Source organism: Brevibacillus sp. AF8, from assembly GCF_021270385.1.
Taxonomy (GTDB): Bacteria; Bacillota; Bacilli; order Brevibacillales; family Brevibacillaceae; genus Brevibacillus.
Map to the genome: position 1 here is coordinate 29,864 of NZ_JAGQDN010000032.1, position 21,250 is coordinate 51,113.

25 protein-coding genes are annotated in these 21,250 nt (G+C 49.0%); 23 read left to right on the forward strand and 2 right to left on the reverse strand.

The window, feature by feature from the left end; genetic code table 11:
- Positions 1 to 169 precede the first annotated feature (169 nt).
- From KB186_RS26855 to KB186_RS26875, 5 genes are read left to right on the forward strand one after another with little or no spacing between them, the layout of a single operon-like run.
- Positions 170 to 544, forward strand: a complete 375-nt coding sequence (locus tag KB186_RS26855; protein ID WP_221866711.1) for a DUF2642 domain-containing protein — start codon at positions 170 to 172, stop codon at positions 542 to 544.
- Between the two features lie 14 nt (positions 545 to 558).
- The gene (locus KB186_RS26860) at positions 559 to 756 is read left to right on the forward strand and encodes a hypothetical protein (RefSeq protein WP_173612041.1); all 198 of its coding nucleotides are present in this window, start codon (positions 559 to 561) and stop codon (positions 754 to 756) included.
- A gap of 29 nt (positions 757 to 785) precedes the next feature.
- Entirely contained in the window at positions 786 to 2,264 is a 1,479-nt protein-coding gene (locus KB186_RS26865) for a glycosyltransferase family 2 protein (protein WP_232774736.1), read from the forward strand.
- A 45-nt stretch (positions 2,265 to 2,309) separates the two neighbouring features.
- Positions 2,310 to 3,017, forward strand: coding sequence for a glycosyltransferase family 2 protein (locus tag KB186_RS26870; RefSeq protein ID WP_173612040.1), 708 nt, complete (start codon positions 2,310 to 2,312; stop codon positions 3,015 to 3,017).
- 4 nt (positions 3,018 to 3,021) lie between these two features.
- Positions 3,022 to 5,205 (forward strand): glycosyltransferase, encoded by a 2,184-nt coding sequence (locus tag KB186_RS26875; RefSeq protein WP_221866708.1) that lies wholly within the window; start codon positions 3,022 to 3,024, stop codon positions 5,203 to 5,205.
- Between the two features lie 83 nt (positions 5,206 to 5,288).
- Here KB186_RS26875 and KB186_RS26880 read toward each other — a convergent pair whose 3' ends face one another.
- Positions 5,289 to 5,477 carry a small acid-soluble spore protein H gene (locus KB186_RS26880; RefSeq protein WP_173612038.1) on the reverse strand — a complete coding sequence of 63 codons (189 nt, stop codon included), beginning with the start codon at positions 5,475 to 5,477 and terminating at the stop codon, positions 5,289 to 5,291.
- Between the two features lie 146 nt (positions 5,478 to 5,623).
- Between KB186_RS26880 and KB186_RS26885 the strand changes: the two genes are divergently transcribed.
- From KB186_RS26885 to KB186_RS26915, 7 genes are all read left to right on the forward strand, one after another.
- A complete protein-coding gene (locus tag KB186_RS26885; protein WP_173612037.1) occupies positions 5,624 to 6,100 on the forward strand; it encodes a MarR family winged helix-turn-helix transcriptional regulator in 477 nt (158 codons plus the stop codon).
- 76 nt (positions 6,101 to 6,176) lie between these two features.
- Positions 6,177 to 7,361, forward strand: coding sequence for an ArsA family ATPase (locus KB186_RS26890; protein WP_232774737.1), 1,185 nt, complete (start codon positions 6,177 to 6,179; stop codon positions 7,359 to 7,361).
- A gap of 20 nt (positions 7,362 to 7,381) precedes the next feature.
- Entirely contained in the window at positions 7,382 to 7,552 is a 171-nt protein-coding gene (locus KB186_RS26895; RefSeq protein WP_232774738.1) for a hypothetical protein, read from the forward strand.
- A gap of 25 nt (positions 7,553 to 7,577) precedes the next feature.
- On the forward strand, positions 7,578 to 7,928 hold the full coding sequence (locus KB186_RS26900) for a DUF6463 family protein (RefSeq protein ID WP_173612034.1): 351 nt from the start codon (positions 7,578 to 7,580) through the stop codon (positions 7,926 to 7,928).
- A 225-nt stretch (positions 7,929 to 8,153) separates the two neighbouring features.
- The gene (locus KB186_RS26905; RefSeq protein ID WP_269137342.1) at positions 8,154 to 8,267 is read left to right on the forward strand and encodes a DUF1963 domain-containing protein; all 114 of its coding nucleotides are present in this window, start codon (positions 8,154 to 8,156) and stop codon (positions 8,265 to 8,267) included.
- 21 nt (positions 8,268 to 8,288) lie between these two features.
- A complete protein-coding gene (locus KB186_RS26910) occupies positions 8,289 to 8,840 on the forward strand; it encodes a riboflavin biosynthesis intermediates N-glycosidase (protein ID WP_173612032.1) in 552 nt (183 codons plus the stop codon).
- A complete protein-coding gene (locus KB186_RS26915; protein ID WP_173612031.1) occupies positions 8,837 to 9,652 on the forward strand; it encodes a metallophosphoesterase in 816 nt (271 codons plus the stop codon). The genes KB186_RS26910 and KB186_RS26915 overlap by 4 nt, the downstream gene beginning before the upstream one ends.
- 33 nt (positions 9,653 to 9,685) lie before the next feature.
- On the opposite strand, the gene KB186_RS26920 is transcribed toward KB186_RS26915, so the two are convergent.
- On the reverse strand, positions 9,686 to 10,285 hold the full coding sequence (locus KB186_RS26920) for a hypothetical protein (RefSeq protein WP_173612030.1): 600 nt from the start codon (positions 10,283 to 10,285) through the stop codon (positions 9,686 to 9,688).
- A 213-nt stretch (positions 10,286 to 10,498) separates the two neighbouring features.
- On the opposite strand from KB186_RS26920, the gene KB186_RS26925 reads away from it, so the two are divergent.
- From KB186_RS26925 to KB186_RS26975, 11 genes are all read left to right on the forward strand, one after another.
- Positions 10,499 to 11,221, forward strand: coding sequence for an amino acid ABC transporter ATP-binding protein (locus KB186_RS26925; protein WP_173612029.1), 723 nt, complete (start codon positions 10,499 to 10,501; stop codon positions 11,219 to 11,221).
- Between the two features lie 75 nt (positions 11,222 to 11,296).
- A complete protein-coding gene (locus tag KB186_RS26930; protein ID WP_173612028.1) occupies positions 11,297 to 12,109 on the forward strand; it encodes an ABC transporter substrate-binding protein in 813 nt (270 codons plus the stop codon).
- Positions 12,110 to 12,174: 65 nt separating this feature from the next.
- Positions 12,175 to 12,864, forward strand: coding sequence for an amino acid ABC transporter permease (locus KB186_RS26935; RefSeq protein WP_056491238.1), 690 nt, complete (start codon positions 12,175 to 12,177; stop codon positions 12,862 to 12,864).
- A gap of 27 nt (positions 12,865 to 12,891) precedes the next feature.
- Positions 12,892 to 13,623, forward strand: a complete 732-nt coding sequence (locus KB186_RS26940; RefSeq protein ID WP_173612027.1) for an IclR family transcriptional regulator — start codon at positions 12,892 to 12,894, stop codon at positions 13,621 to 13,623.
- Positions 13,624 to 13,753: 130 nt separating this feature from the next.
- Positions 13,754 to 14,803: an ornithine cyclodeaminase family protein gene (locus tag KB186_RS26945; RefSeq protein WP_173612026.1), complete on the forward strand. Its 1,050-nt coding sequence runs from the start codon at positions 13,754 to 13,756 to the stop codon at positions 14,801 to 14,803.
- Positions 14,804 to 14,831: 28 nt separating this feature from the next.
- Positions 14,832 to 15,953, forward strand: a complete 1,122-nt coding sequence (locus KB186_RS26950; protein ID WP_232774739.1) for an aminotransferase — start codon at positions 14,832 to 14,834, stop codon at positions 15,951 to 15,953.
- Between the two features lie 110 nt (positions 15,954 to 16,063).
- Positions 16,064 to 17,479 carry a YfcC family protein gene (locus tag KB186_RS26955; protein WP_106778699.1) on the forward strand — a complete coding sequence of 472 codons (1,416 nt, stop codon included), beginning with the start codon at positions 16,064 to 16,066 and terminating at the stop codon, positions 17,477 to 17,479.
- 16 nt (positions 17,480 to 17,495) lie between these two features.
- A complete protein-coding gene (locus KB186_RS26960) occupies positions 17,496 to 18,641 on the forward strand; it encodes a M20 metallopeptidase family protein (RefSeq protein WP_232774740.1) in 1,146 nt (381 codons plus the stop codon).
- Between the two features lie 16 nt (positions 18,642 to 18,657).
- Entirely contained in the window at positions 18,658 to 19,626 is a 969-nt protein-coding gene (locus KB186_RS26965) for a threonine ammonia-lyase (RefSeq protein WP_232774741.1), read from the forward strand.
- A gap of 132 nt (positions 19,627 to 19,758) precedes the next feature.
- Entirely contained in the window at positions 19,759 to 20,640 is an 882-nt protein-coding gene (locus KB186_RS26970) for a LysR family transcriptional regulator (protein ID WP_173612024.1), read from the forward strand.
- 209 nt (positions 20,641 to 20,849) lie between these two features.
- Entirely contained in the window at positions 20,850 to 21,131 is a 282-nt protein-coding gene (locus KB186_RS26975; RefSeq protein ID WP_173612023.1) for a hypothetical protein, read from the forward strand.
- Positions 21,132 to 21,250: the final 119 nt, after the last annotated feature.

The window sequence follows — 21,250 nt, forward strand, 5'->3', positions numbered from 1 at the left end:
AATACTTTTCGCAGTCTTTTTTTGTTTTTCGGTAAAAACCCTGTGAACTTTTCATTAAAACCAAAAAATTACACAGTTGTCCTAGTACGTTTTTGAACTTACTTGTATACCGTGTACAAGCGGCGAAAAAAAATCAAAAGAGTAGGATCAAGGAGATGAGAGTGACCAGATGAAAATAATTGTGAATGAAAAAGAGTTGAAAGAGTATTTTCAAGGGCTGCGACGTCTCGTTTGGGGAAAAGACCAAAGAGACGAAGAAGTCGAAAATGAGAAGGAAGAAGCAGTTCGTTGTTCGCTTCGCAAAGAGCTGTATGCAGAAGAATTCGCCGCGTTTCTGCAAGAAAACCACAGTGATTTGCGACAAGATTCTTTTCGTAAAGTGCTGCTGCGCTATTTGCATGAAACCGTCGAGCTGGGAACAGATGCAGGAAGTGTCACAGGGGTCCTGAACGAGGTTGGCCGGGACTATGCTGAAATCATAGAGTCAAGCGGTACACGTGTGCTGATTCGTTTCACGCAAATTAATTATGTTCATGAGGTGTAAGGAGGAGAAGACAAATGAACTATGTTCAGAAATTGAGAACGTTTATAGGCGATAGTGTACAAGTCATAACCGGATTGGACGTGACTACCGGTGAGTTGCTCGGCGTGACCAATTCGACATTAACCGTGCTTGCAGCAAGTGAGCCCGGCTATGGCGGTGGCCAAACAGTGGTATTTCAACTCGATCGCATCACGTATGTGCGCGTTCTCTAATGGCAGAGCAGCAAGGGAGAAGGGGCCTAGTGCCCCTATCCATTCTAATTCCTGCCGTGCATGGGACAGCTCATTTGCCAAAGCTGATTGCGGTATGTAAACAGCTTGCACCTCTGGAGATCATCGTGATTTCGAAAAGGGCACTGGAACATGAAGCAGGTGTGCGCGTCGTTCTTGCAGAGGCAGTCGAGAATCTATTCTCATGGCGGAGAGAGGCTGCCAAGCATGCAAAAGGGAGTGTCCTGCTTTTTCTCGGCGAAGAACAAATCGAAACGCTGTCTGGATTGCAGCGCTTCTTGTTCCCGATTTTATATGGCAATGCACAGGTCGTTTTGCCCCAGCATGATCTGCGACACAGGAGGATGACAAAACCAAGGCCCATCCACAGTTTTTCCCTGCTGGTAAATAACCTCTTCGGTCGCGCTGATCTGCGCGAAGCTTCCTTGCTTGACACACCTCACGCAATAACCAGAGAGGCACTTTCCAAAATCGGAGTGGAACAGTTGGCACAGCCTGCCGAAGCGCACAAGCGGGCGGTCATGAGCGGGCTGTCCATTACCGCGCAAACCATGGGAACAGGGACGGAAGAACGGATGTTTTTGCCACAGCTTCACGGTTCGTTGCTCAAAGAGCTCTCTTTGTATGAAAAGCTGGTGATTGCCGAACAGCTTGATCTCGTCTCGCGTCTTCCTTTTCGCGGCGGACTGTCCGATGGAGGTCGGCGAAGAGATGTAGCAGAGAATGTGGGCGGTAAAAACTGGGGTATGCCTGTGATGCAGGTAGGCAAATGGCCCTTGCGACGAACAACTCTTTACGGTGGGAAGACGGTATCGGTGATCATTCCAGCCCTAAACGAGGCAGCGACGATCCAGCAAGTGATCCGTGAAGTTCTTCGGCTGGAGCCTGTTGAAATTATCGTGGTCGTCAATGGCTCGATTGATCAAACGGCAAAGCTTGCCCGTGAATGCGGCGCGACGACCGTAGAGTTCCCTTATGCATTGGGTGTAGATACAGGACGGGCAATTGGAGCAAGTCTGTCGAAAGGCGACATCCTGTTGTTTGTCGATGCGGATACGATTATAACCGCCTATGATCTGTATCCATTTGTTCTCGCATGCGAGTGCGGCGTGGATGTGGCCCTAAATGACGTTTCTGTATTTCTGAATCAACCTTGCGTAGACAATGTCTTTGTGGCTTGTCGCCAAGCTCTCAACTTGGCTTTAAATCGTAAGGATTTGGGGATCGGGTCTATGGTGACCGTCCCCTTTGCCTTACGAAGGGAAGCGGTTGCTCCGCTCGGGTGGCCCATACTGCTCTGCCCGCCAAAAGCCCAAGCAGCATACGCACAAGCAGGTGTAAAGATGGAATTGGTTCATCAGGTGAACAGCTTCACCTCCAACCGACTCCGGCCAGAAAAACACTTCGCCAGCTCTGGAATGCCCCCTGCCGTCGAACAGATTGCGGGTGACCACGTGGAAGCTTTGCAGTTTCTGGCAAATGAGCGGTGACGTGATGCGATTTGAAAACAAGAAGACTGGAAGGAGGAAATGAAAGTGGCAAGAGAGAGAATAGAAGGTCTGGTAAGTGTTGTCATTACCAATTTCAATAGGGCTGCTTATATACGTGAATGCTTGGACAGCATCCTCCAGCAAACCTATGAGAATTGGGAGATTGTCCTGATCGATGATGCATCGACAGATCATTCCGTAGAAGTGGCCAGAGAATGGCTGGAAGAGAGTAAAAGTTTTTTTCCAAGAGAGAATCAGGTGCTGATTCATGAGCTCCCTCGCAATATTGGCTTTTCGGGTGCCATCAACGTCGGGCATTACCTGAGCAGAGGCGAGTTCATCGCGATTCAGGACTCGGATGATTTCTCCCATATCCTGCGTCTTTCGCGGCAGGTTGAATACTTGAAAAATCATCCCCAGGTCGATTTGGTCGGTACGAATTACTACGCGTTTTCGTCCGATCAGCCGGAAAATAAGCAGCTTGCTGGATGGATCAAGTACGGCGATGACATTCGCAAAGTATACGGAAACGGGGGACACTGCGTCTGTCACGGAACCTGCATGTTTCGAGGGCGATTGTTTGACCAGATTGGTGGCCCGACACGCCGGATTGAGGGTGCAGAAGACTACGAATTTATCGCCAAAGCTTTGAATGCGAGAGCAGGCGTGAACAATATAGCAGAAGCATTGTATTATTACCGCACCCACGCTGAGCAGCGTTCGGCCCACTATTATCGGAAGAAGGGAGGGTAAAAAGTTGACTAGCAGTAATGATCGGATATTGATGGTGCTGGACAGTTTGAGGACAGGCGGAACGGAGACATATGTTCTTAGCATGGGTAAAGCATTGAGGAAAAAAGGCGTGCAACTGTTTTATGCAGGTGGCAATGGCCCTTTTTACCAAGAATTTGTTGATGCAGGCTTTTTGATAGAACCAATAGAATCCGCACGTGAGCCGCTCCAGGCACGCAGACAGCATCTGATCGAGTGTTACCGTGCATGTATGAAGAAGCATCGTATTACCATCGTCCATGTGCACCAGACGCCATCAGGTTTTCTTGCTGCTACGGCAGCCAATGAGCTCGGCATTCCTGTCGTGTTCACCTTGCATGGAACGTACTATCCAAAGGATGAGGCGATAAAAGTAGCCCAGCTCTGCTCCGCTGTTATCAGTGTGAGTAAGCCTGTCCAACTATTCTGGCAAAGGCGAGGGGTAAAAACCACACTCATTTCCAATGGGGTTGATGTAGAAGAGTTTCAGTCTGGCTCTGCAAGTAAGGCTGATGTGCCGTCATTGCCGCCTAATGCCATGGTGGTTACGTACGTGAGCCGGTTGGCTTGGCAAAAAGCGACGGTGTGCAACATGGTGTTGCGGGCAACCAAAACACTGCGGAGTGAAATCCCCAACCTGCATATCGTGGTGGTGGGTTCAGGTGCCCAGGCCATTCATGTTCATGAGTTGGCTAAAGCTCTGAATAAAGCCGCTGGGGAGCCCTATATTCACATTGTGGGGGAGCAAACAGATGTCCGGCCGTATTACGAAATCAGTGATTTGGTGATTGGAACAGGGAGGGTCGCACTCGAAGCGATGGCGTGTGGAAAGCCTGTGCTTGCAATCGGTAATCATGGCTACGTCGGTTTGGTCGAACCTTCGTCTTACGAGTTGGCTTGGGACTGTTACTTCGGTGACCATTCCTCCGTGCAGAAGCCGTCTCCTTCGTTGATTGATAGTGCTTTGCGTCAAGCATGTAGCGACCGGAGTTATTTGAAGGAAATAGGAGGTAAAGGAAGAGCGTGGATTCAAAACCATTTTCATATCACGCAAAAATGTGCCTCCTTGCTTACCGTTTATGCACAAATAAAGAATGGAGGGGGGGCGACAAGCATGAAAAAAATTTTGTACGTTGGCTGGTTAGGTTTCAACAATTTGGGCGATGAGCTGATGTGGCATGCCTTTTACGATTTGTCATGCAAATACCTCGACCCTACACAATACAAGGTAATACCTTCCCTGCCCGGGGTTGATCTGAAGGATTTAAGCCCATATGACACCGTCGTTTTGGGGGGAGGATCGCTTCTCATCCCGGGGTATGTGGATGTAGCTTATCGTGCTGTTGAACAGAAAAAAAATCTATGGGTCTGGGGAAGCGGATTTGATTCGCAAGATCAAGTCGAGCTGGATTCTTCCGGCAGATTGACGAACAAGCTGATAACTGGCCAAGATAAAATGAGCCACATGCTGCAAAAAATCGCTGAGCACGCCACGTTTTTTGGTGTACGCGGACCACTTACACTCCAATACCTCCAGCAAGCGGGAGTGGGAGAAAGGGCAGCGATTAGCGGAGACCCGGGGATGCTGCTTCTCCCCGCATCATTGCCAACAGTGGTAGATAAAAGCAAGCGATCCACGATTGGCATCAACTGGGGTACGTCCTATAACCGGATTTATGGGAAAAACGAGACCGCAGTAGAGGATGGGCTTGTACATGCAGCCAAGAAGCTGATCAAGGCAGGCTACGATATCCACTTGCTCACCATGTGGGGACCGGATCGGGAAGCCATTAAAAGACTGTACAAAAAAATCGACGATCCAGCTCATACAATCCTCGACCTGGAGCTGCACGATCATAAACGAATGCTGCAACTGATGAAAGGCTTTCAGGCGACGATCAACTTTAAGTTGCATGCGAATGTGCTGAGTGCCGCTGCGGGTGTTCCGTTCGTTTGTTTGGCGTACCGCATTAAGGGCATAGACTTCGCTTATTCACTGGATCTCCCAGAGCTCATCGTGTCAACAGGCGAGCCGCAATTAGGTGAACGAATTCTTTCCTGCACCTGGGAGGCAATCGCACGCAAGGAGCAGATCGCAGCAAAATTGGCGGCGAGTCAGAAAAAAATGATCGAGAATTTGGAGCTGCCGTTCATCCAAGGCTTGCTGTAAGGCCATTTGTACAATGAAAAAGAAAAAGACGAGGGGACCTGCATATTCGCTACAGGTCCCCTCCATCGTTGTCGTGACAAAAATCAGTACTCACTATGCTCCCGCAAGCTGGCTACAGGAACACTCATCTCCTGATCCGGCTGGTTGAGCGGGTAAATCCTCGCCATGTCGTTGTCATCATCGATATGCTGGATGTATACAGGTATTCCGTCGCAGGTAACATTCGCCATAACGGGCGAAGCGGCGATTTCTTTCGCGCGCTGTATATTCATTTTGATTCCTCCTGTCATTTGTAACAGTTTTAATATGTACGTCAGCCCAGCATGGTATACTTTTTACGCCTGTTGACATTCCCTAAAATATGTAATAAATTGAAGATAGAAATTACTACGAAATCGTACTAAAAGGAGTCGCCGGTATGCATCAACTATACGACCTCTTTCTGAAAACCGGTTTACGTCCGTTCGCCTTTATGTCCGATACGATGCAGTTGGAAGAAAAACTGACTCGCTCTGATTTGTCGACCCTCCTCATCCTGCTTTTCCGCGGAGACTTGACGATGTCAGAGCTGGCTGCGGAGATGGGGGCGCCGCTTAGTTCGATGACTAGCATCGCGAAACGGCTTGAACGCAAGGGATACATCGCGAGGGCTACCTCTGTAGAGGATCAACGGGTGAAGCTCGTCACGCTGACACAACCAGGCAAACAGCTCGCCAAAGAATCGGAGCAAATGATGCTGACGATGCTGGGAAGGCTTCAAGAGGCATTTACGCCGGAAGAAATGGAGCAATTCACTACCCTTTTACTCAAAGCCGCCAAGGTATTTCAGGACGGAGGACCTGTCAAGCCTCGTGAAACAAAGGTTCGTTCCATCAAGATCAACATTGAGGAATAGTCTGATCGAGCCTGCTTCTTTTTTTGTCTAATTACTACGAAATCGTATTAAATGGATCGTGAAGGAGAGAGTCGAGATGAGAATCGTCATTTACACCGGTAAAGGTGGGGTTGGGAAGACGAGTGTTGCAGCAGCAACGGCTGTGAAGCTGGCAAAGCAGGGAAAGAGGACACTCGTACTCAGTACGGATGCCGCACACAGTTTGGCAGATTCATTGGGGACTGTGATCGGACCAGATCCCGTACCAATCAGTGAAAATTTATGGGGCCAGGAAGTAAACAGCTTGCGGGAAACCGAGCGCAACTGGGGAGCCGTTCAGGGATGGCTGACAACACTGCTCGACAAAGCACAGCTGACTGATATTACAACGGAAGAGATGCTCGTTTTTCCTGGCATGGAGGAAATGTTCAGTTTACTACAGATCAAGGAACACGCCATGAGCGGGAAGTTCGACGTCCTGGTAGTGGATTGTGCCCCAACCGGGGAAACACTGCGTCTGCTTAGTTATCCGAATGTATTGAATTGGTGGCTGGAGAAAATTTTTCCGACCGAGCGCAAGCTAATCAAACTGGTTCGCCCAGTGGCCAAGATCGTCAACAAAGTAGAGCTTCCTTCTGATGATGTACTAGACAGTGTCGAGCAGCTCGCTCGAGGGCTGGAGGAAATGCAACGCATTGTTTTGGACCCGGAGATTACATCAGTGAGGATCGTAGTAAACCCGGAGAAAATGGTGCTTGCGGAAGCAAAGCGATCGTTCACGTACTTGAATCTGTTCGGGTTCAATACGGATGCCATCATCGTGAATCGGGTGCTTCCGGACGAAGCAGGAGAAGGCTTTTTTGCCCACTGGCGAGAGCTGCAACGAAAGTATGAGAACGAAATCGTGGAAAACTTTCAGCCGCTGCCGATTTTGAAAGCACCGATGATGCCAAAAGAAGTGATTGGGCTTCCTGTTTTAGAAGAATTGGCAGATATCGTTTTTGGAACAGAAGACCCATCGGCCAGGCTTTATCAGGGCAGAACGGAACTGATTCGAGAAGTGGACGGCGAGCTGCATTTGGAGCTGATGATTCCTTTTGTGGATAAAGCAGCCTTGGATTTAACGCAAACAGGGGATGAATTGACCGTAAATGCAGGTGCCTACAAACGAAAAGTCATCTTGCCACGCGTATTAATGGGACGACGGGTTACAGGAGCGAAATATGCGGAAGATCGGCTGATCATTCGTTTTAGCGCAAGGGAAGGGGCTGCTCAGCATTGAGAGGTAAAGGATTGAATCGGGTGCTGACAATTCTTACGAACATGGAACAGTACGGAACCGAGCGCCATGTGAAAAATGCCTGCCAAGAATGGCTACTCGCATCGCGATCAGTGATCGACAGCATGATTGATGTGTTACAGGATGAACAAGACCGTCCGAGAGCTCATAAAATCAACATTTCTAAGGAATAGGCCAACTTGAGAGGAGAGAATTGACATGGTAAGTGGGATCAAGCGCCAAATGGGTTTCACTCTAATCATTACAGGACTGCTGCATACGGTTGTTGGTTTCTTTTTATACGCGGAGCCGCTTCAGCAGATCGTCGTAAACGGCTTTTGGAATGCGGTAGGGAAAGAAGAGGGTGCTGCTTTCTGGTTTCTGATGTTTGGCTTTTTGTTGATGTTGCTCGGATATATGGCGGATTGGCTGATGAAAAAGAAGGGAATGGAGACGCCAGCTGCCTTTGGGTGGACGTTACTCGGGATATGTGTGGTCGGGGTAATTGCCATGCCTACCTCTGGCTTCTGGCTTGGTATACCACAGGCTGGCATCCTGCTGCGCAAGTGATGTAAGAAATTTGCGGATAGGTAGATGGTTCAGATAAAATGAATGTAACCATTTTCCATATGGTTCAATATCCGAGGTGATCTTCCTTGAACTTCTTAGATGCAAATAACCCCCCCTTTACACCAGAGGATCCTGATGTGTACAGTCCGGTACTAGGTGGGCCATACAAGCTGACAGGAAAACTAGAGTCGCAGTACGTCCCTCATCGAGATCCACAGGCGGTGAATTTTCAGCTATGTCTCGTGGGGAGATAGCGGAGTGGGCAACTTCTTCGTTCGCAGGGAGGATCTGCTTCGTCGGGATTTTTCAAAGGCTTCGTATACATGGGATTGTTTATAAAAGAAAGATGGGGATACAACGATGGCGCACATACATGACGTCCAAACCTTAATCAAAGAATCGCAAAAGACCAGAGTGAAATACTTGTTCTTTTGGGGACATACACAGAAGGAATCAGGCACGATCGATAAATCTTGCTTCAGCCAATGGTATCCGGCCGCATTTGTAGAGGACGGTATCACGTACCTGACCGCTGAGCATTACATGATGGCGAAAAAGGCTGAGCTGTTCGGCGATCTTGCCATCCGTGATGAAATACTCAAGAAAAGCCATCCAAAACAAGCGAAGGATTTGGGACGAAAGGTTCATTCCTTTGACGAGGCTGTGTGGAATGCGAACAAGACGGCGATTGTACGTCAGGCAAACCTGTTAAAATTCAGCCAGCATGCCGATTTGAAAGCATACCTCTTGGACACAGGTGACCGCATTATTGTCGAAGCGAGTCCTTATGATCGGATATGGGGAATCGGGATGGCCCAAGATCATCCGCATGCGGAACAGCCCGAGAAATGGCGGGGAGAAAATTTGCTCGGTTTTGCATTGATGGCAGTCAGGGAGCAGTTGCGTTCGTGATTCGGATTACCAAAATCGGAGAAGAACCCGTCGAGCAGGTTCCCTATCTAGCAGCAGGCGCGAATGGCAAAGGTGTTGTTCCGAGCATGTTGCCTATCTTTTTTGGGGAAATGGCGAATATTCCTGAAGCTTATGAGGCGATCATCATTACTTCCGATCTGCAAGGGGTGATAGAGTCTTGGCACGGGCAGCAGCAGGTACTGCTTGGCGAAGCGTTGCCAGAGATAGTATCACTGTTACTCCAGATCGAAAAGTCATCCATTTCAAGGGAACGCGTTCTGGTCTTGCTATGCGGAGACTTGTATGCCGATCCTTGGAAACGGGGAAGTAGCGGGGACCCTTCCTCCGTATGGCAGGCCTTTCAACGCGAGTTTGGAGAGGTGGTCGGGGTTGTTGGCAATCACGATTGGTTTGACTCGGGTTCCTTCGCACAGCTTCAACGCATGGCAGACATCACCGTAATCAATGATCCTGAAATGGTGCAAATCAGCCAGCTCCGTATTGCGGGCCTGGGTGGAATCGTAGGTCGTGCGGATAAACCGAATCGGAGGGAAAGGAAGGAGTTCCTGAATGGAATGCGGGAACTGCTTCGGAAGCAGCCTGACATTTTGTTACTTCATCAAGGTCCGGATGAGCCTTCATTCGATCTGCAAGGCTTGCCTGAAATTCGTGAGTGCTTGCAGCAGTATCCTCCAGTACTCGTCTGCTGTGGGCATGTTCACTGGGAGCGGTCTTGGATCGAGCTTGCCCAAGGGACACAAGTGTTAAACGCGGATGGGAAGCTATTTGTCTTTACGAAAAAAAGTGGTTGAGCAGACGTTGTGCTGTCGACCACTTTTTTCTATCTACTGAACGGAAAATGCATTTTTTACCTGATCAAGCGACATGACCATCTGCCCATACAGCTTCCCGTCTGGAGTTGCGGGATCATACGGATTGGACTGGGGCAAGGAAACAGCGTAGACAAGCCCATGTGTTTGTTCCAGTACATCCCCCAGCGGAGGTCCTTCCATTTGGGACAGGTGATTCCAATGGGGTACCGTCATGACAAAAATGGTAAGGAGTGAGGATTGTTCCTCCTTTCGCTGGTTGGGAGCGAACATAAAATGCACTTCGTATTTCGTCGGCACATCCAGCTTGCCCTCCAGTGGCTGTTGGCGAGGCGGACGTTTTGGTGTTGATGAAAACTCCTTCACGATGTAATTTCCTGTCCAAGAGGGCGGAATGGTAAAAGTAAATGTCTCGGTGATCGGGATCGGCACCGTGAACTGATTGTTTATGGTTCGACCTTTGATCTCATCGGTTGCAGGTCTTTTCACTTCTCGTTCAGGGTCAGATGGAGCCGTTTGCTGTGGCGGTGGTGCTGCTTGTGGACCTGGCAGTGAACAGGCGGAGAACAGAAAAATGATGATGAGTCCTACAGAGAAATACGTTGCTGCTTTCATCACGGTCCTCCTTGATGTATAAAACACTCCCGTTTATTCATTCCACGCAAGGAGGAAAACTATTCCATATTCCTATCATGAATATTTATTCAATAAAACATATTTTTCTTGAATATCAGAAAATATATAATTATAATTTAAATCAGAAATCATTTCCGGTATTCGGAAAAACTAATACGCAATTCATCCGGGAGATAAATGGGGGATAGCAGGATGATTGAGGTTAAGCAGCTTGTCAAATCTTTTGGCCCGTTAACCGTGTTGAAGGGCGTTACGCTCACGGTGGAAGAAAAGGAAGTTGTCGTCTTGCTTGGGGCCAGTGGTTCAGGCAAAAGTACTTTACTCCGATGTTTGAATTTTCTGGAATTTTATGACAGCGGAGAGATTCGAATCGGTGGTCAGCAGATTGATCCACACAAGACGAATCTGAATCAGTTCCGAGCCGAGGTCGGCATGGTTTTTCAGCACTTCAATCTGTTTCCGCACAAGACCGTGTTAGAAAACGTGATCGAGGCACCTGTTCACGTCAAAGGGATGAATCCAACAGAGGCCAAACAATTAGCGTATGAGCTCCTGAAAAAAGTAAATATGCAGGACAAAGCCGATGTCTACCCGGACATGCTCTCCGGTGGACAAAAGCAGCGGGTTGCCATCGCACGGGCACTAGCGATGAAGCCGAAGATCATGCTGTTTGATGAGCCTACCTCTGCACTCGATCCCGAGCTCGTCGGTGAAGTGTTACAGGTCATGAAGCAGCTCGCCAAAGAAGGAATGACGATGATCGTCGTGACGCATGAAATGGGCTTCGCTCGTGAAGTAGCAGATCGGGCGGTGTTCATGCACGATGGGCAAATCCTCGAGCAAGGACCGCCGAGAGAATTCTTTGAAAATCCGCAGCATGATCGTACCAAGCAATTTTTAGGCAGCATCCGTTAAAATCCACGAAAAAGCTAGTTCAAAAAGGCGTCTTTTGATCACGAATAATAGAGATGAATACAGGGGGAATCACCAATGAAAAAACGTGCAAAATGGTCTGGAATTTTGTTGTCCACTGTTCTGGTAGGCTCGTTGTTGCTCTCGGCTTGTGGATCACAGGAAAGTGCGCCAGCAGCAGGTGGACAAGCTTCTGGAGACGGGGGAAAGAAAGATTTTACGTACGCCATGAGTGGCGTATACAAGCCGTTTAGTTTCAAGGAAAACGGGCAATTGACCGGCTTTGACGTAGAGATCGGACAAGCGCTGGCAGAAAAAATGGGCATGAATGCAGTGCCGATCACCAATCCATTCGAAACGATCATCCCCGGTCTGGACGCGAAAAAATACGACGCTGTCATCGGGAGCTTGACCGTCACACCTGAACGCCAAAAAGCTGTTCTGTTCACGAATCCATACTACCGTTCCGGTTCGCAAATTTTCGTGCAAGAAGGCAATACAGCGATCAAGAGCAAAGAGGATTTGAAAGGCAAAAAGATCGGCGTCGTGAAAGCATCCAACTACTTGGATTGGGCGAAAAAGCTGACCGATGAAGACAAAATTACTCAGTATGATAGCGATATCACCGCTTTGCTGGACTTGCCGACAGGACGTCTCGATGCTGTGATTACCGACCAGGTAGTAGGCTTGCGTTTCATTAAAGAAGGCGGCGGAAAAGTGATTGATGTAGGTGAACCACTCAGCTTTGACGAGCAAGCGATTGCTGTGCGCTTGGGTGACCAGGAGGCAGTGGAGCGGATCAACAAGGCATTGGATGAGATCGTCAAAGACGGTACCTATGAAAAGATCAGCCAAAAATGGTTTGGTCGCAATATCTTGCAAAAACAGTGAGTGGGCAACGGGGTGTCCGTGATGGACGCCCCCCTTTTTAACGCTTCATGTGAGGAGGATTGAACGTGATTATTGATATTTTTCTATCCAGTTATCCCCTTTTTCTAAAAGCGACATGGCTCACGGTTCAGTTGACGGCAGTTGCCCTGATCCTCGGTTGTGGGGTAGGTCTTGTCATTGCCTTTTTCCGAATATCCGATTCCAAAGTGTTGAACTACATCGCACACACCTACATTACCGTCATTCGTGGAACGCCTTTGATTGTGCAAATCTGTATTCTGTACTTCGGCTTGGCGAATATGGTGACATTGTCCCAGTTTTGGGCAGGGGCCATCGCGCTTGCGGTTCATAATGGTGCGTATATTGCAGAAATCTTCCGAGGCTCCATCCAGTCAATCGATCGCGGGCAGATGGAGGCTTCCCGATCACTCGGAATGTCGTATCCGTTGGCGATGCGCAGAATCATTTTGCCGCAGGCGTTCCGTCGGGCGATCCCATCGCTTGGCAACCAGTTCATTATCGGGTTGAAGGATTCGTCGTTGGTCGCCTACGTAGGGATGCAGGATTTATGGGGAACGGGCCTCGGTGAAGCAGCTTCCAACTACAAGCAGTTGGAGACGTATATGGTCGTCGGGTTGTACTATCTCGTGCTGATCATGATCTTCTCGTATTTCGTGAACAAGCTGGAAGCAAGACTTGCCAAAGGAAAAGCCCCCACTAAACAAACGAAAGATAACACGAGTGTTGCAGCGTAACTTTATGTCATGGAGGACGAAAGAAGGATGGTTCAATCAGTCGAACGGGCGATGAAAATTATTCGGGTACTGATTTCAGACGAAAAACATGCTTGGCCGATTTCGGAGCTGGCGAGCGCAACAGGTCTTCCAATCAGTACGCTCCACCGTTTTCTCGAATCCATGATCCAGTTCGGATTGGTTGAGCAGGATCCAGTCACCAAGCATTACAAACCGGGATATACGTGGATGGAAATCGGTTTTATCCTGCATGAAAAGCTGAACCTGCGGGCTGTGGCGAAACCTTTCATGGAGGAGCTGGCGAATGAAGTCGAGGAGAGTATCTTCCTCAACGTATTGGCGGGGACGGATTCGATGCCGATCGAAAAAGTAGAAAGTCCACTGAAGATACGCATCGACGAGAACCTGGGGGAGCGGATACCTCTCACAATCGGCGCCCCCAGTAAAATCATTCTCGCGTATTTGAAACAGGATGCGATTACAAAAGTCGTTTCCGCCCAGCTTGCCCGAGACAAGCAGCCGTCATTTTTGGAGCAGCTGAGTGAAGCCAAGAAAAGTGGCTATGCGATCAGCTACGAGGAGAAGACGGAAGGCACCATGGCAGTTGCCGCACCGATCATCGGCTACGGAAATCAACTCGTCGGAGCGCTCTCGATCAATGCTCCGTGCTTTCGGGTGACAGAAGATCGATTGCCCCAACTCATCGAAAAAGTGAAGCGTCAGGCTGCGACGATTTCGGCAAGAATCGGCGGAGCATAAGCAAACCCTCCATTCCAGCATCTGTTGGTGGAGGGTTTGCTTTTTTTAATAGGAACCATTGGATCTTTCAATTTTTTCGCCCTGAAAAACTGTGTTAGTGTGAAAGAAACAGTGGGGAGGGAAGATAGACATGTTTCCATTTCGCGTCATCAATCAGGAAACCACGGAAGATGTGCTGGATATGGCCAGCGTGATTGAAGTGGTCGAGCAAGCCTATCAAATGAAATCGAGTCAGCAGGCGACGTTGTTTCCGCTCATTTTTCATGAGTTCGTAGAGGGGAAAGCCGACATGGATATCAAATCCGGTCATTTGCCCCAAGCCGATATATTTGGACTCAAGCTCGTCTCGTGGTTCGGTGACAATGACAAGAAAGGCCTGCCACAATTAGTGGGTACGGTGATGGTATTGGATAGCCAAACTGGCGTACCGCAGGGGATTTTGAGTGGAGAGCACATCACTTGTATGCGTACAGGAGCTGCCGGTGGAATCGGGGCAAAGTATTTGGCACGTCCCGAATCAGAGAACCTGCTGATTGTCGGGACGGGACATCAGGCTCCTTTTCAAATCATGGCGACACTGATGACGATGACAGAGATCAAGCGGGTGTACATCTGCAATCCGCGATCACCAGAAAAGGCGCAAAGCTTTGCCGCCAACATCAAAGAAAGCTTATTGACCAGATTCGTCTCCAAATATGCAGGAGAAGAGTACGAGCGGTTTGCCAGCCGTTGTGACGTGCAGTTTATTGCAGTGGAGAACCTCGAAGAAGCGACTAGACAAGCAGATATTATCATCACCGCAACCTCTTCACGTGAACCGATGATCCAAGCGGAGTGGGTAAAGCCGGGGACGCATATTACTTGCATAGGGGCAGACATGGAAGGAAAACAGGAAATCGATGAACGGCTTTTTGCAAAAGCGCGCGTCTTCGTTGATGATGTTGGACAGGCTGTACGCCTGGGAGAGACGAAGGTAGCTGTAAAAAAGGGTCTGTTAACAGAAGGCGATATCGCAGCAGAGATCGGCAATGTCATCTCCGGTAATGCCCAAGGACGACAACATGTAGAAGAAATCACGATTTTTGATAGCACCGGGATCGCGTTCCAAGATTTACTTACAGCTGCACACATTTTGAAAGTGGCGGATAAACGCGGTGTAGGTACGATAGTTGATCTGTAAGAGTGAAAGGATAAGGAGAGGAACGACGATGAGAATTGCACCTTTTAAAGTAGAAGAATGGATGAACGCCTACGAGATGGAGGCAGTTTACAATATTGCCGAAACATGCGTTGATTCACTGACGGTAGAAGAGTTGATTCGCCTTTCCGATGAGCCGGAGGATTTTTTCCGCGAGATGGCCCAGAAGAAGCTGACGTACGGACATATCGAGGGTTCACCGGAATTCCGCAGCCTCGTCGCGAGTATGTATCAAACGATGAAGCCCGAGAACATTTTGGCGATGAACGGGGCGATTGGAGCGAATTTTCTTACCTTGTTCTCGCTCGTTGCGCCTGGTGACGAAGTCATTACCGTTCATCCCACCTATCAGCAAATTTATTCGGTACCGGAGTCGTTCGGAGCGCAGGTCAAGCTGCTCAGACTCTTGCCGGAAAATGATTTTCTGCCTGATCTGGATGAATTGCGCTCGCTCGTTACAGACAAGACCAAGCTGATCTGTATCAACAATCCGAACAATCCATCCGGAGCTTTGATGGGTGAAGGGTTGCTGCGAGAAATCGTAGAGATTGCCCGCTCCGTTGATGCCTACCTGTTGTGTGACGAGGTATATCGAAATTTGCACCAAGACCCGAAGGTTGTGGTACCATCCATCGTCGACCTGTACGAAAAAGGGATTGCGACAAGCAGCATGTCCAAAGTGTTTTCGTTGGCGGGCTTGCGTCTGGGATGGATTGCAGCACCTCAGGATGTGATCAAAAGCTGCTTTACGCACCGCGATTATACGACCATCAGCTGCGGGATGCTGGATGACATGCTGGCTGTCCATGCACTGAAAAACCGTGACAAGATTATGGAGCGCAGCCTGAAGATCGTGCGCGACAACCTGCAGATTCTCGATGAGTGGGTGGCGAAGGAGCCGTTGGTCTCTTACGTAAAGCCGCAGGCAGGAACAACCGCAATGCTCAAGTACGAGCTGGATATCCCTTCGGAAACGTTTTGCATTGACCTGTTTAAAACGACAGGGGCGTTTTTGACACCAGGCAGTTGCTTTGACATGGAAGGGTGGGTACGAATCGGGTACGCCTGCTCGACGGAAGTGCTTCAAGTAGGTCTGGCAAAAGTATCGGAGTTTTTGGAGTCAAACAAATAACGGATAAAACGGGAGGAGGAGTGTCCCTTCGGCGAGAGCAAAGGGACACTCTTGTCCTAAATTCTACCATTCTGGCATTTCTGATCACGATTCCTAACTGGGGGGATATCATGAGTCAGCTTAATGTAGATTTGCAGCCGAAAAAGCAGAAGAAGCTGTGGGAAGTCAATGTGTTCGCGTTACTTTTTGGCGTGATTGCGATTGCGGTCATCTTGACGTATATTTTGCCTGCCGGAGAATACGGACGAGTCGAGGTAAACGGCAGGAGTGTCATAGATCCACAGTCGTTTCAGTGGATTGAATCATCTCCAGTCAAGCCGCTCGGGCTGGTAAACAGCGTGCATACCGGTTTGGTGGAGGCCTCAGGCATTATCTTTTTTGTATTGATAATTGGCGGAACATTCGGCATTTTAACAGCCACTGGCGCGATTGAAGCTCTCATCGTTACGCTATCGCGTCTACTTAGGAATCAAGAGAAGTGGCTTATTCCCATCATGATGCTGTTTTTTGCGGCAGGCGGCTCGCTCATGGGAATGGCTGAAGAAACATTACCCTACATCGCGATCATGATTCCGCTGGCGATTGCTCTTGGTTTTGATGCAATGACTGGTGCTGCCATTGTGCTGGTAGGAGCGTCGGTCGGGTTTACATCTGCACTAATGAATCCGTTTACGGTGGGAGTTGCCCAAGGCATCGCTGAGCTGCCCACTTTTTCGGGAATGGGTTATCGAATGGCTGTTTTTGTCGTGATGTACTTCGTATCGACTGCATTCGTCCTGCGGTATGCGTCGAAAGTCAAAAAAGACCGTTCGCAGGGCTTCTTCGGGTTGTTTGAAGGGAAGAACACGGCTGAGCTTTTGCGTGAAGATTTGAAGCTGACGGCCAGACATAAAGGAATCTTGACTTGCTTTGTTCTCAATTTTGTCGTGTTGGTCTTTGGTGTCATTCAATACGGCTGGTATCTCACCGAGCTATCCGGAATCTTTCTGTTGCTGGCCATTATCATCGGAATCGTGGGAAGACTCGGTATCAATGAAATGGTAGACAACTTCATGAAAGGTGCTGCTGGCCTGATAGCCGGGGCCTTGGTCATTGGAGTTGCACGGGCAGTTGTTGTGGTGCTTAATGACGGTCACATACTCGATACGATTCTTTACTATTCTGCTGGTGTCTTGAATCAGTTGCCTAGTGCACTTACAGCGTTTGGCATGCTCGTCCTCCAAACCGTGATCAGCTTTATTGTTCCGTCCGGCAGCGGAATGGCTGCTTTGACCATGCCGATCATGGCGCCTTTGGCAGAATTGGTTGGCGTTACGCGTCAAACCGCAGTTCTTGCCTATCAGTTCGGGGATGGAATATCCAATATCTTTATTCCGACATCAGGCTATTTCATGGCTGGTTTGGCTTTGGCTGGCATCCCGTGGTTACGCTGGATGAAATGGATTATGCCGCTGATCCTGATGCAGTACGGGATTGCGACAGTAGCAGTCGTTATCGCGCATCTGATTGGTTATGGACCATATTGACGGGGGGAGATCATGAATGGCACTCTGCACACCCATTCTTGCACAATGGGCCATCAGTGAACGGCGATACTTGCATCAATATCCAGAGCTGTCTGGTCAGGAGTATCAGACAGCGGCTTATGTTCGGAAGTATTTACAGGAATGGAAGATGGAACTGATTCCATGTGAGGCGCCGAATGTGGTCGGCATGTTGCGGGGGACGGATGGCAAGAAAACCATTGCGTTACGGGCAGATATGGATGCACTACCGGTCGTTGAAGAGGGAGAGAAGCCGTATCTCTCGAAAAATGAAGGTGTCGCTCATGTATGCGGTCACGATGGACATACGGCCATTTTGCTAGCGGCAGCCAAATGGCTCTCGGAAAACCGCGCAGACGTAGCACCAAATGTGCTTTTTCTATTTCAATCCTCAGAAGAAATGCTCCCAAGTGGAGCACAAGCTATCGTCCGTCAGGGTGCGATTGATGATGTGGACGCTGTCTTTGGGCTGCATCTCTGGCAGCCTCTTGAGAGAGGAAAGATCGGAATCAGTATGGGCGCGATGATGGCGTCTGCTGATGACCTGCGCATCGTCATAACCGGACGTGGCGGACACGGCTCGATGCCACACGAAACCGTTGATCCGATCTATGTGGCAAGCCAGGTGATTAACGCGATTCAAGGAATCGTGGCGCGCTGCATCAACCCAATCGAACCTGCGGTCATTTCCATCTGTCGGATGGAAGCCGGCTCGACCTATAACATCATCCCGAATCAGGCCGTTTTATATGGAACACTGCGGGCGCAGTCAGAAAAGACGAGGCAACTCTTGGCTCGCGAGCTAAAGCAGACGATTGAGACATTGTGTTCGGCATGGAGCGCAGATGCCGAAGTCATGGTAGATTGGGGGACCCCGCCTGTTGTCAACGATGAGCGAATGAGTAGATTCGTTGCTGATGTCGTAACCGATCAATTTGGCGAGAGCTGTCTTGCTATTGTAGAGCCGGTTATGGGTGGCGAGGACTTTTCTTACTATTTGGAGCGCAAGCCTGGCAGTTTTATTTTTGTAGGAATGCGTGGAGAAAAGAGCTGCTATCCCCATCATCATCCGCGTTTTGACATTGATGAGGATGTCATTCCGACCGCTGTTGAACTATTGATTCAATTAGTGAAAAGATTTTAATAAGGAGGAATGGTTCATGTCGTTGACGGTATCCTTTCTCGATATTGTAAAGGCTCACAAGAATCTAAAGGGGCAGGTTGTCCATACCCCGTTAATTTCATCACCCGCGCTGTCTGCCATCGCAGATGCTGATGTCTGGCTGAAGCTGGAATGCCAGCAGAAAACAGGCTCATTCAAGGCGCGCGGTGCGCTAAACAAAATCGCATCCTTGACGGAAGAGGAGCTAGCTCGGGGCGTAATTACCGCTTCAGCAGGCAACCATGCGCAAGGGGTCGCGTATGCGGCTTCGCTTCGAGGGGTGTCGGCCTTGATCGTCGTGCCAAAAACCGCACCAGAGACCAAAAAAGCGGGGATCAAGCGCTACGGTGCGGAGTTGGTCGTGTATGGAGACAGCTATGATGACGCAGAAAGATATGCCTATGAACTGGAGAAAGAAACTGGGCGAACGTTCGTCCACGCCTTTGAAGACAACGAAATCATAGCAGGGCAGGGAACGGCAGCCCTAGAAGCTCTTTTGGAAGAGCCGGATTTTGACGTCATTCTCGTACCTGCTGGCGGCGGAGGGTTAATTTGCGGAGTAGCGCTCGCAGCAAAGGCAATCAATCCGGATGTGCAGGTGATTGGGATTCAGACACATGCGTCTCCGCCCTGGTACTATTCGTTCCGCGAAAAACGGTTGGTTGATGTGGTATACAGCGATTCGCTCGCAGATGGTCTTCATGGGGGAATAACACAAGGCAATCTGGACTTGGCCCTGCAAATCGTCGATGACTTCCTGCTGGTAGAGGAAGAACATGTTGCCCAAGCCATGAGCTGGCTGGCAAAGGAGCATCATCTGATGGTGGAAGGCTCTGGGGCGGTAGGTATCGCTGCACTCATGCAAGGAACGGTACCCGAACTGGCAGGGAAAAAGGTACTGACGATCGTGAGCGGCAGTAACGTAGATGCTCGCAAGCTGGCAGTGATTATAGAGAAGCACGCATAGGGTATATCGGTTGAACATAGAGCTACTCTCGGCTACACTTTTTCTAACAGAGGTTGTTCAAAAAGCCGACTTTTTGAACACGCACTTACAGGAAGAATGGGTGTCGTTCGGTGAGGGAGTGGATAATCAATTATGGAGTTACGCAATCTGAAGACATTTCAGGTCGTTGCCGAGCATTTGAACTTGACGAAGGCTGCAGAGCAACTCGGATACAGCCAGCCTACGATTACTCTCCAGATTCAAGCATTGGAGCGGGAATTGGGACATCCTTTGCTCAATCGGGTAGGCAAGCGCACGTTTTTGACACCGGCCGGAAAAATAGTGAAACAGCATACGGATCAGCTTTTCTACGTTCTCCAGCACATGGCGGAGGGACTTAATTACTTAGACATGCCTGTAGGGCCGCTGGTCGTGGCGGCCCCGGAGTTTTATTGCATCCAATACATGCCTCAAATTCTGAAAGCATATGTGGAGACACACCCACAGGTCAATCTACAGGTGATTTCATGCACCAGTCAGGAGACCTTGAAAAAAATCCAAGCCCACGAGGCGGATATTGGGATCATTGCGGGCACCACCTCGCACCCAGGTATTCATTCCAGTGTCGTGGACTTAGAACAATTCACTTTGATTGCTTCTCCTGATTTGATGAAGGACAAAACTCTGGCAGATGCACTCGTGACCTTTCCTTTTTTGTCCTATCAGGAGGGGTGCAATCTCGATGAATTTATTACCCAATGCCTGTTGGAGTTAAACTACATCCCACCTTCTGTCATTAAATGTAGCAGCGAAGAAACGATCAAACGGTCAGTCCTGAATCAAACAGGCATAGCCCTGCTCAGTACGGTTTTAGTGGAAAAAGAACTTCGTACAGGAGAACTAATTGAGCTGTACCGCTTTTCCAAGAAAGCAGAAACATCACTGGTCTGTCTGGGGCGCCGAAGAGAAGAACCCGCAATCCAAACCTTCATGGAGCTCGTCAAAGACATCTGGTTATCCGTAAGAGAAGAGTAGTCAGCCTAAGAAGTCCTTCAAAAGTAAAGAAGTTGGGAAAAACAGTTTCGTTTTTCCCAGCTTCTTTTTCGATTTTATTGGTTCACAGAAAAGTGATTACCCGAATACCCAACTCGACATAAGGGCAAATTGTCTCTTGGAAACAATATTTTCTTCCGCAATGATAGTGTAAAATGACAGAAGGTAAGAGAAATAGGAGATGACAACAAATGAGTAAGCAAGTAAACGAAACCGAACTCGTTTCGCATGTAGCTTCGAAAACAAAAGTAGACCCGGAAAAAATCAGGATCGTACTCAAGCATGAGCAAGCGTACATGAACAGTGCGAAGGCAGATGCAAAAGGTGATGTCGACGTTGATTTTGATGATCTCGTAGATTATGTCATGGGTAAGTCAGATGTGAAGCTAGATGAGATCACCGTCGAGAAGATCCTGGATGTAGAGATGGAATACTTGATTAAAAAAGGAGTAGCTGGATACATAGACGAATAGAGGACGTTCCAAGCACATTCCCCCGTATAGGGTGATGTGCTTTTTTATATTTCTGAATGCAGTGGCTGCGGTGGGGAGAAGAATATTTCCAGACTAGGCTCAGTGCTCCGTCCCGCTGA